The sequence below is a fragment of the Bifidobacterium sp. UTCIF-1 genome (genome assembly GCF_006408915.1).
Taxonomy (GTDB): Bacteria; Actinomycetota; Actinomycetes; order Actinomycetales; family Bifidobacteriaceae; genus Bifidobacterium; species Bifidobacterium reuteri.
The window spans coordinates 38,516-55,460 of record NZ_JFAG01000014.1; the positions used below are offsets into that span (position 1 = coordinate 38,516).

General features: G+C 61.3%; 10 protein-coding genes and 1 pseudogene. 9 read left to right on the forward strand and 2 right to left on the reverse strand.

The features are described 5' to 3' along the window. Positions 1-1,140 precede the first annotated feature (1,140 nt). The 6 genes and pseudogenes from efp to gmk all read left to right on the forward strand — a co-directional run bounded on the left by efp (position 1,141) and on the right by gmk (position 8,725). A complete protein-coding gene (gene efp, locus BW09_RS07425; protein WP_044090080.1) occupies positions 1,141-1,704 on the forward strand; it encodes an elongation factor P in 564 nt (187 codons plus the stop codon). Between the two features lie 32 nt (positions 1,705-1,736). Further along, positions 1,737-2,309 (forward strand): transcription antitermination factor NusB, encoded by a 573-nt coding sequence (gene nusB, locus BW09_RS07430; protein ID WP_044090056.1) that lies wholly within the window; start codon positions 1,737-1,739, stop codon positions 2,307-2,309. 212 nt (positions 2,310-2,521) lie between these two features. Then, entirely contained in the window at positions 2,522-3,751 is a 1,230-nt protein-coding gene (gene carA, locus BW09_RS07435; protein WP_140463192.1) for a glutamine-hydrolyzing carbamoyl-phosphate synthase small subunit, read from the forward strand. Position 3,752: 1 nt separating this feature from the next. Then, positions 3,753-7,136: a carbamoyl-phosphate synthase large subunit gene (carB, locus tag BW09_RS07440; RefSeq protein WP_140463149.1), complete on the forward strand. Its 3,384-nt coding sequence runs from the start codon at positions 3,753-3,755 to the stop codon at positions 7,134-7,136. Further along, positions 7,136-8,053 (forward strand): annotated as a pseudogene (gene pyrF / locus BW09_RS11175) (orotidine-5'-phosphate decarboxylase); the annotation flags it as partial. The gene carB and the pseudogene pyrF, both read left to right, overlap by 1 nt. 9 nt (positions 8,054-8,062) lie before the next feature. After that, positions 8,063-8,725, forward strand: a complete 663-nt coding sequence (gene gmk / locus BW09_RS11180) for a guanylate kinase (protein ID WP_223847922.1) — start codon at positions 8,063-8,065, stop codon at positions 8,723-8,725. A gap of 70 nt (positions 8,726-8,795) precedes the next feature. Here the strand turns inward: gmk and BW09_RS07450 are convergent, their stop codons facing one another. Further along, the gene (locus BW09_RS07450) at positions 8,796-9,509 is read right to left on the reverse strand and encodes a PolC-type DNA polymerase III (protein WP_044090054.1); all 714 of its coding nucleotides are present in this window, start codon (positions 9,507-9,509) and stop codon (positions 8,796-8,798) included. Positions 9,510-9,729: 220 nt separating this feature from the next. On the opposite strand from BW09_RS07450, the gene BW09_RS07455 reads away from it, so the two are divergent. Then, the gene (locus tag BW09_RS07455; protein ID WP_052382019.1) at positions 9,730-12,063 is read left to right on the forward strand and encodes a S8 family serine peptidase; all 2,334 of its coding nucleotides are present in this window, start codon (positions 9,730-9,732) and stop codon (positions 12,061-12,063) included. Between the two features lie 348 nt (positions 12,064-12,411). Further along, positions 12,412-14,634: a translation factor GTPase family protein gene (locus BW09_RS07460; RefSeq protein WP_044090053.1), complete on the forward strand. Its 2,223-nt coding sequence runs from the start codon at positions 12,412-12,414 to the stop codon at positions 14,632-14,634. An 84-nt stretch (positions 14,635-14,718) separates the two neighbouring features. On the opposite strand, the gene BW09_RS07465 is transcribed toward BW09_RS07460, so the two are convergent. Further along, on the reverse strand, positions 14,719-15,369 hold the full coding sequence (locus tag BW09_RS07465; protein ID WP_044090052.1) for an alpha/beta hydrolase: 651 nt from the start codon (positions 15,367-15,369) through the stop codon (positions 14,719-14,721). Between the two features lie 313 nt (positions 15,370-15,682). Between BW09_RS07465 and BW09_RS07470 the strand changes: the two genes are divergently transcribed. After that, positions 15,683-16,915, forward strand: a complete 1,233-nt coding sequence (locus BW09_RS07470; protein ID WP_140463145.1) for a PLP-dependent aspartate aminotransferase family protein — start codon at positions 15,683-15,685, stop codon at positions 16,913-16,915. Positions 16,916-16,945: the final 30 nt, after the last annotated feature.

Genomic DNA, 16,945 nt, shown 5'->3' on the forward strand with positions numbered 1-16,945 from the left:
CTTGTTATGCCGATATTGCAGCACCGTCGAAACGGGCGGGTTGGTCATGCTGATTCGCTGTAGCTTCCGATATGTTCGCTTGGGGCTGCCGGTGGATGACACAATGAATATGGATCCCGTGTTATGCAGGTTCCAGCCGTATTCGAGATGCAGCATCGATGCCGCACTGAGCCCGGCGAAAACACGGTTCGGGAATTGCCGGGATAGTGTACGGATGATATGCCGCGAGCGTTCAGCGGGATTCAAATTGCCCCAATATGAGGAGCGGGCGTAGACGTTTCGATACGGGCGCACCAGATAACCATTGCGGAGTCGGACGTATGTGGCTTGTCGCAAGGCGTTGGACGTGGGGTAGAAGCAGCGCTGGTTGCGTTCGGCGTCGTCGCAGAGCGCATCAAGTTCGATATGTGTTCTCATACAGCCATGGTTGCTCGAACGCATGTGCCAAGGCAAGCGGATTCAGGGTATGTGGTTCCAGCTTCAGTTTCAGACAGGATAATGTGGATAACTCATCCGCTGTTGTGCGGCTTTGCGCATGGTTGTGCAGTTTTGTGTGGTCGGAGCGTATGACGCTCAGCATGGCGCTCGTGTCAAGCTGCTGGCATCGGCTGTTTTTCGGTTTAGGCGGGCGTTCTGAGGTGTACGACAGGTGTGCGCCGGGGTGCTCGACGCCCAACAGGCTGTATGTGCGCGTCTTGACGAGTGCGCCGCGCACATACAGCCTGTTGAGAGGCGCGGAATGGCTGTATGTTCGCGTCTTGACGAGACCGCCGCGCACATACAGCCTGTTGAGAGGCTAGAAAGGACCGTAAGTTCGCGACTATGCCGTCGAGACGCGAACATACGGTCTTCTGCAGTCCGTTGGAGGACAATCCGGAGGACGACCTGGAGGGCAATCGGGAAGGGGGATCTGGAGGATGGTCCGGAGGGCAATCGGGAAGGACGACCTGGAGGACGATTCAGAGGGTGACCTGGAGGGCAATCCGGAGGGCGATGTCTCAGGGCGCCATCCGTGATCCCGGGCACTGTTGGCACGCGGTGAACGCGACGGTTCTTGCGCTGTATACCGGTTGTGGCATAATTGCCAAGGCAATTTTGGGCATTGCCCTAGAAGTTTGAATTTGAAAACAGGTGAATAACGTGGCACAGACTACCAACGACATCAAGAACGGTTCTGTTCTGAACCTGGACGGCCAGCTGTGGACTGTCATGAAGTTCCAGCACGTCAAGCCGGGCAAGGGCCCCGCTTTCGTGCGCACCACCATCAAGAACGTGCTCTCCGGCAAGATCGTGGACAAGACCTTCAACGCCGGCATGAAGATCGAATTCGAGACCGTGGACAACCGTACGCTCCAGTACTCCTACGAGGACGGCGACAACTTCGTGTTCATGGACATGGACACTTACGACCAGATCTATGTGCCGCAGGCTCTGGTGGGCGACAAGGCCAAGTTCCTGCTCGAAGGCACCGACTGCATCGTCTCCTTCCACGATGGCACCCCGCTGAACGTCGAACTGCCGGGTTCCGTGGTCCTGACCGTCACTCACACCGAGCCGGGCCTGCAGGGCAACCGCTCCAACGCCGGCACGAAGCCGGCCACCGTCGAGACCGGCGCCGAAATCCAGGTGCCGCTGTTCATCAACGAGGGCGACCGCGTCAAGATCAACACCGAAGACGGCTCCTACACCGGCCGCGAGAACTGATTCTTCCCCGATACTGGAGGATTGACAGCAGTATGGCACGTTCCACCGCGCGCAAGAGGGCGTTGAACACCCTGTATGAGGCAGATGAAAAGAGCCAGGACATCCTATCTCTGCTCGATGAGCGCATCGCCCAGCCAGGCGCCCAGACCCCGCTTCCCGATTACGCCATCGAAATCGTTCGTGGTGTGGCCGAGCACCGTCGTGAAATCGACCGGACCCTGAACGAATGCTCGACGGGTTGGACGGTCAGGCGCATGGGCGTGGTGGATCGCAATATCCTGCGCATCGCCACGTGGGAGATTCTGTTCAACGACGAGGTGCCTGACAAGGTGGCCATCGACGAGGCTTTGGCATTGGCCAAGACCCTGTGCGATGATGACGCCCCGGCCTTCATCCACGGACTGCTCTCGGCGGTGTGCACAGCTAGGGACAACGCCGAAATAGCCGCGAACGCGGAAGAAGAGGTCGCCGAGATGGACGATCAGTCGGAAGACGGCACGTCCCCGGAGTCCGTCGAAACACTGGACTCCGGTGATTCCTCCAGTCCTTCCGATGCCGTCGACGCCGCGACGCCGTCCGCTGAACCTCAGCAGACGGTGGAATAGTCATTGTGTTACAGCCTCCCCATTGGGGGAGGCTTTTTTATGGGCGGTCCCGATTCCCCGCCAGCAGGAACAGGACCGAATGCAGCAACTCACGCCGTTGCGAGAATGCGGCGTGTGAGTCTTCGCTGGCCTATAACCTTGGTACGAATACCCGAAAGAAGCATAAGGGGGTTTTGGTGAGCCAGAATGAGTCCGGAACCGTCGATATTCCCATGTATGACAAGGACGATGCTGTTCTTGTTTTGGAAGACGGACAGGTATATGTGGGGGAGCCTTACGGCGCCTTGGGCAAGACGACCGGTGAGATCGTCTTCGCCACCGGCATGACCGGATACCAGGAGACGCTCACCGATCCCAGCTACGATCGACAGATCGTCGTTCAGACCTTCCCGCACATCGGGGACACCGGCGTCAATGACGAGGACCCCGAGTCCTCGCGCATCTGGGTCGCCGGCTATGTGGTGCGCGACCCCTCGCCGAATGTGAGCAACTGGCGCGCCGAAGGCAGCCTGGACGATGACCTCAAGAGGAATGGCATCGTTTCGCTGAGCCATATCGATACCCGCAAGCTGGTGCGTCACCTGCGTTCGGCAGGTGTGATGCGCGCCGGCATCTTCTCCGGTGAGGCGCTGGTCGATGGCGGCACCGGCCGACTTCGCGATGTGGCCAGTCTGCTCGAAGACGTCAAGGCCACTCCTCAGATGCAAGGCCTGAGCCTGTACGACGAGGTCTCCACCAAGGAGATGTACACCATCGAGCCGTGTGGCGAATACGAAGGCAAGGAACCGCTGTATACCGTCGCCGCAGTGGATCTCGGCATCAAGGGCATGACCCCGCACCGTATGGCCGAACGCGGCTGCCGCGTGCATGTGGTCCCCTCCACCACCACCTTCGAACAGATCGAGGCACTGAACCCCGATGGCGTGTTCTTCTCCAACGGCCCGGGTGACCCGGAGCAGGCCGGCCCCGAGATTGAGTTGCTCCGCAAGGTGCTGGACGCCGGATACCCGTTCTTCGGCATCTGCTTCGGTAACCAGCTGCTGGGACGGGCGCTCGGGTTCGGCACTTATAAGCTCAAGTTCGGTCACCGTGGCATCAACCAGCCGGTCAAGGACGTGACCACCGGCAAGGTCGAGGTCACCGCCCACAACCATGGCTTCGCAGTCGACGCCCCAATCGGCAAGACGGTGGACGCGCCGTTCGAGGATGGCAAATACGGCAAGGTGTTCGTCAGCCACATCGATTTGAACGACGACGTGGTCGAGGGCCTGCAGTGCGTGGACATCCCCGCGTTCTCCGTCCAGTACCACCCGGAGGCGGCAGCAGGTCCGCACGACGCGGCATACCTGTTCGATCGTTTCTGCGATCTTATGAAGAACAACCCGCGCGACGCTCGCGCCAACGTCAGCAACGTCAACAACGACTCCAAGGAAGGTAAGTGATATGCCGAAGCGCACCGACATCAAATCCGTGATGGTCATCGGCTCCGGCCCGATCGTGATCGGTCAGGCCGCAGAGTTCGATTACTCGGGCACCCAGGCATGCCGCGTCCTGCGTGAGGAAGGCATCCGCGTCATCCTCGTCAACTCGAACCCGGCCACCATCATGACCGATCCCGAGATGGCCGACGCCACCTATATCGAACCGATCGCCACACCCATTCTCGAGCAGATCATCGCCAAGGAACGCCCTGACGCATTGCTGCCGACCCTTGGCGGCCAGACCGCGCTCAACGCCGCCATGGCCCTTGGCGAGGCGGGGGTGCTCAAGAAGTACAACGTCGAGCTGATCGGTGCCTCCCTCGAGGCCATCGACCGAGGCGAGGACCGAGAGCTCTTCAAGAAGGTCGTGGATGAGGCAGGCGCCGAATCCGCACGCTCCCGCATCGCCCACAGCCTTGAGGAATGCGACCGCATCGCCGAAGAACTCGGCTACCCGCTGGTCGTGCGCCCGAGCTTCACGATGGGTGGCCTCGGCTCCGGCATCGCGCACGACGAGGAGGAGCTGCACCGCATCGCCGGCGCCGGCATCCACTATTCGCCGACCGATGAAGTGCTCATCGAGGAAGGCATCGAAGGCTGGAAGGAATTCGAGCTCGAGCTCATGCGCGACCGCAACGACAACGTAGTGGTCGTCTGCCCGATTGAGAACGTCGACCCGGTCGGCGTGCACACCGGTGACTCCATCACCGTGGCGCCCTGCTTCACCCTGACCGATCGCGAATACCAGAAGCTGCGCGACATCGGCATCGCCATCATCCGCGGTGTGGGTGTGGACACCGGCGGCTGCAACATCCAGTTCGCCGTGCATCCCAAGACCGGCCGCATCATCGTCATCGAGATGAACCCGCGCGTCTCCCGCTCCTCAGCACTGGCATCCAAGGCCACCGGTTTCCCGATCGCCAAGATCGCCACCAAGCTGGCCCTCGGATACACGCTGGATGAGATCCGTAACGACATCACGCAGTCCACACCGGCCTCCTTCGAGCCGACCATCGACTACGTTGTCACCAAGGTGCCGCGCTTCGCCTTCGAGAAGTTCCCGGGCGCCGACCCGACCCTGACCACTTCGATGAAGTCCGTGGGCGAGGCGATGGCGCTGGCCGGCAACTTCCAGGAGTCCCTGGGCAAGGCCATGCGCTCCATCGACAAGCGCCACATGGGCTTCAACTGGGACGGTGAGCAGCCGTCCGCCGAGGAAGTCGCCGAGTTGCTCGAACAGGTCAAGGTGCCCACCGAGCATCGCTATCTGCAGCTCATGCGCGCCATCTGGGGCGGTGCCACCATCGAGCAGCTGTATGCGGCCACCAAGATTGACCCGTGGTTCCTGAAGCAGATCATGCTCATCAACGACATGGCCATGACCGTTCACGCGGCCGAGACCCTGACCCCGAAGCTCCTGAAGAAGGCCAAGCTCGCCGGCCTGTCCGATGTGCAGATCGCACATCTGCGCGGTCTCGGCGACGGGGGAGAGAACACCGTCCGCGAGCTGCGCTGGAACTACGGCATCCGTCCGGTCTACAAGACCGTGGACACCTGCGCTGCCGAATTCGATGCGGCCACGCCGTACTACTACTCCTGCTACGCAGACGAGACCGAGTTGCGTCCGCGCGAACGCGAGGCCGTGATCATCCTCGGCTCCGGCCCGAACCGCATCGGCCAGGGCATCGAGTTCGACTACACCTGCGTGCACGCGGTGCAGGAGCTCGGCAAGGACTATGACACGATCATGGTCAACTGCAACCCGGAGACCGTGTCCACCGACTACGACATGTCCGACCGCCTGTATTTCGAGCCGCTCACCTTCGAAGACGTGCTCGAGATCTACGAGGCCGAAAAGAAGATGGGCCCGGTCAAGGGCGTCATCGTGCAGCTCGGCGGTCAGACCCCGCTCTCCCTGGCGGCGCGTCTGAAGGCTGCCGGTGTGCCGATTCTCGGCACCACGCCGGAATCCATCGACTTGGCCGAGAACCGTGAGCTCTTCGGTGAGGTCCTGAAGAAGGCGGAGATGAACGCCCCGCGTTACGGCACCGCTCTGAGCCTCGAAGAGGCCATGGACGCCGCCCACCGCATCGGCTACCCGGTGCTCGTGCGTCCGAGCTACGTACTCGGCGGACGCGGCATGGAAATCGTCTACGACGACAAGCAGCTCACCAAGTACGTGGATCGCGCGCTGGCCGAAGCCAAGGCCGACACCGTCGTGTCCGGCCGTCTGCCATCCCCGCTGCTGATCGACAAGTTCCTGCAGGACGCCATCGAAATCGATGTCGATGCGCTGTTCGACGGCGAGGAACTGTACATCGGCGGCATCATGGAGCACGTCGAGGAAGCCGGCGTGCACTCCGGCGACGCCGCATGCACGCTGCCCCCGTCCACCCTGTCCGACGACCAGATCCGCCGTCTGCGCGAGGGCACATATGCCATCGCCAAGGGCTGCCATGTGCAGGGCCTGATCAATGTCCAGTATGCGTTCATGGCCAATACGCTGTATGTCATCGAAGCCAACCCGCGCGCATCCCGCACGGTGCCGTTCGCTTCCAAGGCGACCGGTGTGGCGCTGGCCAAGGCCGCTGCGCGCATCATGGCCGGCGAGACCATCGCCGACCAGCGCAAGAACGGTCTGTTGCTGCCCAAGGGCGACGGCGGCGTGATGCACCGCGGCCAGCAGGTGGCGGTCAAGGAATCCGTGATGCCGTTCAAGCGATTCCGCACCCCGGTCGGCAAGACCGTGGACATCCTGCTCGGACCTGAGATGCGCTCCACCGGCGAAGTCATGGGCTTCGACCGCGACTTCCCGCACGCGTTCGCCAAGAGCCAGCTTGCGGCCTATGACGGCGGCCTGCCGACCCACGGCAACGTGTTCATCTCCGTGAACGACACCGACAAGCGCCAGCTGCCGCTGATCGCCGTGCGCCTTGAAGAACTCGGCTTCAAGATCTGGGCCACCGAGGGCACCGCATCCGTGCTGCGCCGCTATGGCATCGATTCCAATGTCGTGGACAAGATCAGTACCCGCGTGGACTCCGACCCGGAAGCGCCGGTGGTCGTCCACCACGCCGAAGGTTCCGTGGGCAAGAACGTGGTGCAGCTCATCGAGGACGGCAAGATCGATATGATCCTCAACACGCCGAACTCCCGAGGCTCCCGTTCCGACGGCTACTCCATCCGCGCGGCAGCAATTGCAGCGGATTTGCCCCAGTTCACCACCGTCACGGAATTCCAGGCTGCCCTCCTCGCCATCGAGGCCGTGAAGCATAATGATTATCAGATCATGAGCATCCAGGATCATTCGAAGCAGCTGTTCGAATTAGAGAGACAGGAGTTCTGATGGTTACACCCAGCAGCGAGGAGTTGAACGCGCAGCGTTCCGATTTCGGTTTGCGTCTGAGCAACTCTATGGCAAAATATGGGCCGTTATGTGTGGGCATCGATCCGCACCGGAAGCTTCTCGCCGACTGGGGGTATAACGTCGACGCCGAAGGCGCGGAACTGTTTTCCATGCGTATGTTGCAGGCAGCCAGCGGCTGCGCCGCGGCGGTCAAATTCCAGACGCCTATGTTCGAGCGCTACGGATCCAAGGGATTCGAAGCGCTCGAGCGCGTGCTCTATGCGGCACGCCAGATGGGCGTCATCACCATTGTGGACTGCCTGCACGGCGGTCTGCCCACCACTATCTCCGCCATCGCGGATGCATATTTCAAGCCGAACTCCCCGATGTTGGCGGATGCCATCACGCTGCTGCCATACTATGGCGCGCGTTCGCTCAATGGCCTCATCTCTGAGGCGCTGGACAATGGTCGCGGTGTGTTTGTGGCATCGCTGACCTCCAACCCTGAAGGCATGAGCCTGCAGACGGCTATCCGCCAGTCCGGCGACTACCAGGGCCACACGGTCGCCTATGGCATCGCCGCGACCGCCCAGAAGCACAACGTGGACATCGAGGGCATGGGATCCGTCGGATTGATCATCGGCGCGACCATCGGCCAGTGGATTCAGGATTCCGGTGTGGATCCCTCCCAGTTCACCGGTCCGATTCTCTCCCCGGGCTATGGCTGGCAAGGCGCTGAGGCCAAGGACCTCAAGACGGTATTCAAGGGCACCCGCGGCAACGTGCTTGTCACCGTATCGCGCTTCATCGCTTCTCATGGTCCGGATATCAGCGCTCTGAAGCAAGCCACCGAATCCATCGCCCTTGACGTGCGTCAGGCGTTGTACGAGGCCATGAACGAAGGCGAAAACAAGGAAAAGGACGGCATGGGAACCAATACCGCGAACGCGAACACGAACGCCAACAGCGAGCCGGCGGCAGCCGATTCGGCGAATGTCGCCCAGGGCGACAAGCCCAAGGGACGCTTGGTGGTGCTTACCGGACCCGCAGGCGTCGGCAAAGGCACTGTGGAGAACGCGATGCGCAAGAAGCACCCGGGAGTGTGGCTGTCTGTGTCCGCTACCACCCGCAAGCCGAGGCCGGGCGAGGTCAATGGTGTCAACTACTGGTTCCTGACTGACCAGGAGTTCTCCGCCAAGGAGAACAAGGGCGAGTTCCTGGAAACCGCTCTGGTGCATGGCCTTGCACGCTACGGCACCCCGTTGAAGCCGGTGCAGGAGCATCTAGCCGAAGGCGTCCCCACCTTGCTGGAAATCGATTTGCAAGGTGCACGCCGTATCAAGGAGCGTGCCGCGGAGCTTGGCGTGGATGTGGTATATGTGTTCATCGCTCCGCCGAGCTTCGATGAGCTGGTACGCCGTCTCAAGGGTCGTGGCACCGAGTCCGAGGCGGAAGTGAACAAACGCCTCGAGACCGCCAAGGTGGAACTCGCCGCCGAAAACGAGTTCGACGTGACCATCGTCAACGACAATGTCGATCGCGCCGCAGACGAGCTGTGGTCGGTCATCGCCAGGGAATACGGTCTGTGACCCGATAATCTAGCGATCGCGGGTTCGCGTCTGTTTTGTGGCTCCCCATCGTGGGGAGCCACAATCATGTTCAGCGCAGCACGAGTTGCCGATGCCTGATATCGGCGCTGGTCTTGGCGGGAACCATACGCCACCCGAAATGCTCCAGATTGTGTTGCTGGATGTACCGGCGCATCCATTCGAAGCATTCCTGTGTCTGGATCGCATCGCTCAGCGCGCGATGCTCCTCATTGTCGGCAATGCCGAACCGTACGATAAGATCGGCCAGACGATGATGCCGGTGTTCGGGGAACAGGACGCGGCTGATCTGCATGGTGTCGTAATCGGTGCACATGAACGACGAACCTGCGATATGGCGGGCATTGTAATCGAGAAAACGTAGATCGAAACTGACGTTATGCCCCACAATCGGCTCTATGCCGATTCGCTCCGGTGAAGACAGAGCAGGAGCGTCGTCCAGCCAATCGATGAATCGGGGAAGCACTTCATCAATCGGATCGCAATCGGCCACCATGACGTCACTGATGCCGGTCAGAGCGGTGATTTGCGCGGGAATGGGGCGCAACGGATTGATCAATTCTTGGAATTGGTCGATGACTCGCCCGTTCCGTACGCGGACCGCACCGATTTCGGTGATGGCGCAACGGTTCGGATAAAAACCGGTGGTTTCCAGATCAAGTGTCACATAATCGCGTGGGAATCCGGATTTATCGGTATTGAACGATGCCGTGGCGGACGGGGAAGGGGAAGGCCGGCCGAAAACGTTGATGTCGGAATACGTCACGCATGCTCCTCAGGGTGTGCTGTTTCGAGTGCCCATTGTAGCGGAAGCCGGGCAAGTCCGTCGTGTCATCGCCGGTGGCGGTCTTGAGCGTCCATGCGGGTTTCACTGAATGAATATGCAACGCAATCGTAACGTTACCTGGATGTATTCTGCCAGCTATCGACGGGTTCGTGTGAAGGGAATTGTGCGAATCATGTCGATGTGACAGAGGAGGAAGTCCATGCAGCAATCTGCATTCACCAAGAAAATGATATCCGGCTTCGCCGCGATCGCCATGGCAGCGTCGTGCGTAGCCGTTGGCGCGGTCGGATCCGTGGCGTACGCGGCTGATGCCACACCCGTCTATTCGCCGGTCGAACCGTCCGACAACCCGCGCAACTATGCGGTGAACCTGCCGGAAGGCGCCACTGAGGCGCAACTCAAGGCTGCCGTTGATGAAGCCGTGAAGCTGGGCGGTGTGGCGCTGTCCCAGTACCCGCAGTTCGGCACGTTCTTCGTACAGGCGAAGTCGAAGAGCTTCGCCAAGGATTACGCCGAGGCTGCCACTGAGGCCGGCATCAAGGTCGACTCCGTCGGTGCAACGCGTCAGGCCTATGTGACCGGTGACGAGGATGTGATCGACAAGGATGGGGCCAGCACGTTCTCGCTGAACACACCAAGCAACGCCGGCCAGTTCGACAAGGAGAAGTCGTTGGCCTCCGACCCGTACACCACGGCGGACATGGCTTGGGGCGTGCTCGCCCTCGGTGCCGACAAGGCCAAGGAAGTAACTGACAAGGATGTGCCGCTTGCGCCGGTCACCGTCGGCGTCATCGACTCCGGTGTCGACTACCGCCATGAGGACTTCAAGAACACGGACGGCACCAGCCAGATCGATTTCGACAAGTCCGTTGATTGCTCGGTCAATGGCATCCCCTCTCAGGAGAAGGTGAATGTCGACGGCCAGGAGGTGTACCCGTGGCGTCCCACCGCAAGCTCCCACGGTACGCATGTCGCCGGAACCATCGCCGCCGCATCGAACGGCAAAGGAGTGGACGGCGTGGCCCCCAGCGTGAAGATCGCCGCCATCAAGGCGATGAACGACGGCGGTTTCCTGTACCCCGAATACGTCACCTGCGGTTTCGTCTGGTCCGCCGAGCATGGCATCGACGTGACCAACAACAGCTATTACTCCGATCCGTGGGAGTACTGGGTGCCGTCTGATCCGACGCAGACCGCCGGTTATGAGGCAGTCCGCCGCGCCGTCGCCTACGCCACGGCAAAGGGCGTGACCAGTGTCGCCGCCGCAGGCAACTCCGATCAGAACATGGACGATCCCGCTCCCGATTCGGGAAGCCCGGACGATGTGGCCGACGCGAACAGCGGTGAGCCGTATGCCAACGGCGATGGCAAGTCCATCATCAAGAACCGTGACGTCAAGGACGGCATCGACATCCCCGCAAGTCTGCCCGGTGTCGTGACCGTCTCCGCAGTAGGCGAGACCGAACGGGGCAAGCTCGGCAGCTACGAGCGCGCCAGCTTCTCCAACTACGGCACCGAGTCGATTGATGTCGCCGCACCCGGCGTCAACATCGCCTCCACTGTCGATCCTGATATCGATGGCGGTGACTACGCCTACTACAGCGGCACGTCGATGGCCTCCCCGCACGCGGCGGGCGTCGCGGCACTTATCAAGGCCATCCACCCCGACTTCACTCCTGCGCAGGTGCTTGACCTTATGAAGAAGCAGGCCGCCGTCAATTACGCTCAGCTGGCCGACCCCGCCAAGAGCGACAACAAGGAATATCGCGGTGCCGGTCTGGTGAACGCGTTCACCGCCGTCACTAAGGATCAGCCCAAGCCGACTGTCGCCGATGCCGAATACTCCACTGACGGCGGTGCGACCTGGAAGCCGCTCAAGGATGCGACCGTCACCGGCAAGGCCACGGTTCGTGTGAAGGCCACCGGTTCTGTCAGTGTGCTCTCGCTGACCGTGGCCGGCAAGACCGACACCGTGAAGGCCGAGCAGAAGACGCATGACAACGCGCTGACCGCCAGCGTGGACGTCGACTTCACCGCCGATGGCGACCAGAGCGCCGAAATTACCGCGAACGGTCTGAACGACTACAAGGATGCTGACGATGACGTGACCTCCACCGTCACGTTCAAGTCGGTTGCCGACCCGGCGAACCTGCCGGCGACCGCTGACAGCATCGCCTCGCTGAAGAAGGATACGGCCGATGCATCCGCCAAGAAGCAGTCCGACTATACGGCCGACTCGTGGACGCGCTTCGCCGCCGCCAAGCAGGCTGCGGCTGACGTGCTCGCCAAGGGTGACAAGGCTACTCAGGGCGAGGTGGACAAGGCTGCAGCCGAGCTGAAGGCCGCCAGCGACGCGCTGGTCAAGGCCGAAGCCGGCAAGCCGACTGAAACCAAGCCGACGCAGCCAGGCAAGCCGACTCAGTCCAAGCAGCTGACTGAGACCGGCTCCTCAGTGGCCGTAGTGGCGGCCGCCGTGCTTCTGCTCGCAGTGGCCGGCGTGAGCCTGATAGTGTGGCGTCGCCGTCGCGCCTGAAACGGTGGGCGGTCTGAGCGGATTCTCCGATTGACGGCCCGCCCCTGAGGTGCAGAAGAGCGCCCGTCCCCATCTTGGGCCGGGCGCTCTTGGTATGTGGGACGAGCTCACGCTGAATGCACGTCCCTCGTGAATGGTTGGCGGCGTGGCCGATGTGTCACGTTGCTGTGGCCGTTGCCTCATTGCCGGCTCTGAAGAGGAACCATGAAACGGCCGGGAATCACGGCGTTCGGTTCGCGGCGCAGATCGATTTCATGCTGCATGGATATATTGGTGGGGCGAACAACGCGTTGCCGGGATGGTCGATGGGACTGTCGTCACGCTGGCACCGAACGGAAATGGGGATGAATGAAGCGAATCGTGGCGGGCATTGTGGCCCATGTGGATGCCGGCAAGACCACGTTGTCCGAGGCGTTGCTGTACCGCACCGGCGAGATTCGCAAGCTGGGCCGCGTGGATCATGGTGACGCCTTCCTCGATACCAATACGTTGGAGAAGGCCCGAGGCATCACGATTTTCGCGCATCAGGCGCTGGTGGAGCATGGACAGCTGGCGCTCACCCTGCTGGATACGCCGGGCCATGTGGATTTCGCCGCGGAGACTGAACGCGTGCTCACGGTGCTGGACTATGCGATTCTCGTCGTTTCCGGCACGGACGGGGTGCAAGGCCATACCGAGACGCTGTGGCGTCTGCTGGCACGCTATCATGTCCCCACGTTCATCTTCGTCAACAAATGCGACGCCGCCGGTTTCGACCGTGACGCCGTGCTCCGGCAGTTGCGCAAACGGTTGAGCGATGCCGTGGTTCCGCTGCCCTCCATGGACGTACGGCAGCATGATGGGAAATCGGCATCAGCCGCCACGGTGGAGTTCGGCGATATGGTCGAGGACATCGCCACACTGGACGAGCAGGCGATGGACGAATATCTGGATATGGGTTCCGTGACCTTGGGGCGAGTGCGTCAGATGATAGCCGACAGGGAATTGTTCCCCGTGTACTTCGGATCGGCACTGAAACTCGATGGTGTGGATGACCTGCTGGATGGTATGGAAACCTATACGCAGGAGCCGCGTTGGGCTGAGGATTTCCGAGCCAAGGTGTTCAAGATCGCCCATGACGGTCAGCACAATCGACTGACCTGGCTGCGGGTGACCGGCGGATGTCTCAAAGCCAAGGAGATCGTCAGCGGCAACGACCCCGATGGGACGGCGATGCAGCATGCGGCCGACGAGACGCAGTGGCATGAGAAGATCGATCAGGTGCGCGTCTACAATGGCGCCAGATTCGAAACGGTGACCGAGCTGCCGGCTGGTGCGGTATGCGCGGTGACCGGTCTGACTCGTACGTTTCCCGGTGCAGGGCTCGGCTCGGAGCTGGATGCCGGAGCGCCGGCATTGCAGCCGGTGCTGACCTATACGGTCCTGCCTGCCGGCGCGGGCGCGACGGAAGCGAAGGAATCGGCATCTCCAGTGAACAACGGCGGCTCTGCGAGCGACGGTGACCGGTCGAGCGGCTCCGGTGCCGATGACGGCGAGGATGATGTGCCTCAGGTTCCGGCCGTACGCCCGACATTCGACGATCTGACACTGCACAAAGTGCTGACGGCATTGAGGGAACTCGAGGACGAGGATCCGCTGCTGCATGTGGTGTGGGTGTCCCGTCTTGAGGAGATTCACATACAGCTGATGGGTGCCGTGCAATTGGAGATCATCCAGCAGACGCTCGCCGAGCGGTTCGGCCTCCATGTGGATTTCGGCGCCGGATCGATCCTCTACCGTGAGACGATCACCGCTCCGATTGAAGGCGTCGGCCATTTCGAGCCGCTTAGGCATTATGCCGAGGCTCATATCCTGCTGGAGCCGGGGGAACCGGGCAGTGGCGTAACCGTATCGTCGGCGGTCAGCGAGAATGACCTGGACCGCAACTGGCAGCGGCTGATTCTCACCCATCTGACCGAGCGCGAGCATTTAGGCGTGCTGATCGGAGCACCATTGACCGATATCCGTATGACGTTGGTGGCCGGCAAGGCGCATCTGAAACACACGGAAGGCGGAGACTTCAGACAGGCCACATATCGCGCCATCCGCCAGGGATTGATGGAAGCGCACGCGGGAGTGACGGGACATCCTTCGACTCCGGTGGAGGAACGGCCTGATACCAGCAAGCCTGGCAACTGCCGTGTTCTGGAACCGTGGTATCGCTTTACGCTCGAAGTGCCCAGCGCCATGATTGGCCGGGCGATGAGCGACATCCAACGCATGTCGGGCACGTTCGACACGCCTGCCGATGATGGCGAGTACGCCACGGTGACCGGCAGCGCTCCCGTCTCCGAGATGCGTGACTATGCGATGGAAGTCAGCCAATACACTCACGGACACGGGCGCTTCTCCGCCACATTCGGGGGATACCGTCCATGCCATGACGAGAATCTGGTGATTCGTGACGCACATTACGATCCGGAATCGGACCTGGACAACACCCCGGATTCCGTATTCTGCGCGCACGGTGCCGGCTACCCGGTGAAATGGTACAAAGTGCCTGAATTCGCGCACGTCGATTACGCGCAATGAGGCATACGCCGCCCGTGAAGCACCAGATGATTGTTTCACCGGATGTTTCACGGGCAGCGGCCGGTGCATGGAGCAGAGGGGCTGCTACCAGATCTGCGGACGGATGAAACCGTTGGATTCGAGGAAGCGCTGAATGTCGCGCATCTCCGGCATGTTCATCGAATGCGCCATGCCGGGATAGATTTGTTCAGTAAGCTGGCTGTGCTCGCGCCAGAACATGCTCATCGCAGCCACATCGGATGCCGGGAAGATGTCGTCGATGGCGCCATGACCATAGAACACCGGACGATCGAGCGTCTTCAACTCGACATCGCCTGCGACCGGACCGGGTGCCAGCCATCCGGAACAAGAGACGGCTGCGGCATAGCGCTCGGGGTTGAATCGCAGCATATGGCAGGCGAGCAGACCGCCCTGCGAGAACCCCATGGTGATCACGGGTCGTTCTGCAGGGATGTTCGCGGCGACCCAGTCGTCGATGGCCTGTGCGGCGGAGTGTGCCTGTTCATCGAGAGAAGCGCCCTCGGGAACGCCTTCATGCGACCAGGAGCCGAACCACGTGTATCCCATGCCATAGGCGATAGGAGCCTGCAGACTGGCGTAGTCAGCGGAACCGGCTCCACAGTAGTTGAGCAGATCAGGCAGATCGTATTCATTGGAACCCCAGCCATGCAGCAACAGGAACACCGGATCGGTCTGCGAACCCTTCAGACGGGTCAAAGCCTTGGTAACCTTCATGCTTCCACAGTCTAGTCGAGCCGGGTCGTAAGTTCGTTGAATATTGGAGGCTCCCCTTGTCAGGGGAGCTGGCCCGCGAAGCGGGACTTAGGGGTAGTCAATTGATCAACGAACTTACGGCGCAGCATACTAGTCAGGCCTGCCGAAGCATCCCATAGCATCCCATAGCATCCCATAACCAACACGTATAACCAAGGCCTGCCAAGACCGGTGTTTTTGCGTTATCGTCGAAGACGTGCCAAGCGAGGAGGGGCCTCGACCATAACAGGCACGGCGACAACATCGCAACGAGACACCGTAGGGGAGGTGCGCAATGACCAGGTTCAACACTCAGCTCGTCCACGGACTGCCGGTTGATGACAACAACACCGGAGCCGTGAACCCGCCGATCTACAACTCAACGACATATGCCTTCGAGAGGGTCGACGCGATGCCCCGCTACGACTACGCGCGAAGCGGCAATCCTACCCGCGACTTCCTGGAGCGTCAGATTGCCCAGCTCGAACAGGGCACGCGAGGCTTCGCATTCGCATCCGGCTTGGCGGCGATCCACGCCGTGCTCTCCATCTTCAAGCCGGGCGACCGCATTGTGGTGGGCGACAATATCTACGGCGGCACCTACTCGCAGCTCAACGAATTCTTCACCCGCTGGGGTCTCAAGGTCGAGTCCATCGACACGCAGGACCTGGAAGCCCTGACGGCAGCCGTCCAGGGCGACCCCGCGAACGGCATCGCGCCAGCACAAGCCGTCTACTTCGAAACCATCACCAACCCGCTGCTCAAGGTCAACGACGTGCGCGGCATCTCCGCAGTGGCCCACCGGTATGGTGCGTTGTCCATCGTGGACAACACGTTCGTGACCCCATACCTGCAACAGCCGCTTGCACTCGGTGCGGATATCGTGATTCACTCCGCCACCAAGTATCTTGCAGGCCATTCCGACGTGAACGCCGGTCTGGTGGTCGTCTCCGGCGAGGAACTCGCCAATCGTATCTATTTCGCACAGAACCGTCTGGGCGGCGTGCTGGCACCGGCCGAATGCGATGCGGTGCGTCGTGGCATCCAGACGTTGGCGCTGCGTATGGACCGCCAGCAGGAGAACGCGCTTTCCGTAGGGCGATACCTGCTGGCCCATCCTCTGGTCAAATCCGTCCATTATCCGGGACTGCCCGGTGCCGGAGACCAGCGTCTTGCCACCAAGGGCCTCAAGGGCGCAGGCGGCGTGCTGAGCTTCGAAGTGGTGCCCGGGGTCGACCCGGCAGATGTGCTCAACAACCTGCATGTCTTCCGTCTGGCGGTCTCGCTGGGCGCTGTCGAGTCCCTGGCCGAACTGCCATGTCGCATGACGCATTTCGAACTGCCGCGCGAGGAACGTCTCAAGGTCGGCATCACCGACGAACTGGTGCGCCTGTCCTTGGGCATCGAGGACGCGGCCGACCTCATTGAGGATCTGGGCCAGGCGTTCGAGATCGCCTACGAGCAGTACATCAAGCGCCATGCCGAAGCCGACGTATTCAGCCAGCTGACTTCCGGCGCATTCGCCTGAGGATGCGTGCGGCCATCTTCCAGAACGCGG

What these genes read in the sequence shown, in the direction of transcription:
- BW09_RS07465 (WP_044090052.1), bottom strand. Translation starts at nt 15,369, where the DNA reads ATGAAGGTTACCAAGGCTTTGACCCGTCTGAAGGGTTCGCAGACCGAT.
- carB (WP_140463149.1), top strand. Translation starts at nt 3,753, where the DNA reads ATGCCGAAGCGCACCGACATCAAATCCGTGATGGTCATCGGCTCCGGC.
- gmk (WP_223847922.1), top strand. Translation starts at nt 8,063, where the DNA reads ATGGGAACCAATACCGCGAACGCGAACACGAACGCCAACAGCGAGCCG.
- BW09_RS07470 (WP_140463145.1), top strand. Translation starts at nt 15,683, where the DNA reads ATGACCAGGTTCAACACTCAGCTCGTCCACGGACTGCCGGTTGATGAC.
- nusB (WP_044090056.1), top strand. Translation starts at nt 1,737, where the DNA reads ATGGCACGTTCCACCGCGCGCAAGAGGGCGTTGAACACCCTGTATGAG.
- carA (WP_140463192.1), top strand. Translation starts at nt 2,522, where the DNA reads ATGTATGACAAGGACGATGCTGTTCTTGTTTTGGAAGACGGACAGGTA.
- BW09_RS07460 (WP_044090053.1), top strand. Translation starts at nt 12,412, where the DNA reads ATGAAGCGAATCGTGGCGGGCATTGTGGCCCATGTGGATGCCGGCAAG.
- BW09_RS07455 (WP_052382019.1), top strand. Translation starts at nt 9,730, where the DNA reads ATGCAGCAATCTGCATTCACCAAGAAAATGATATCCGGCTTCGCCGCG.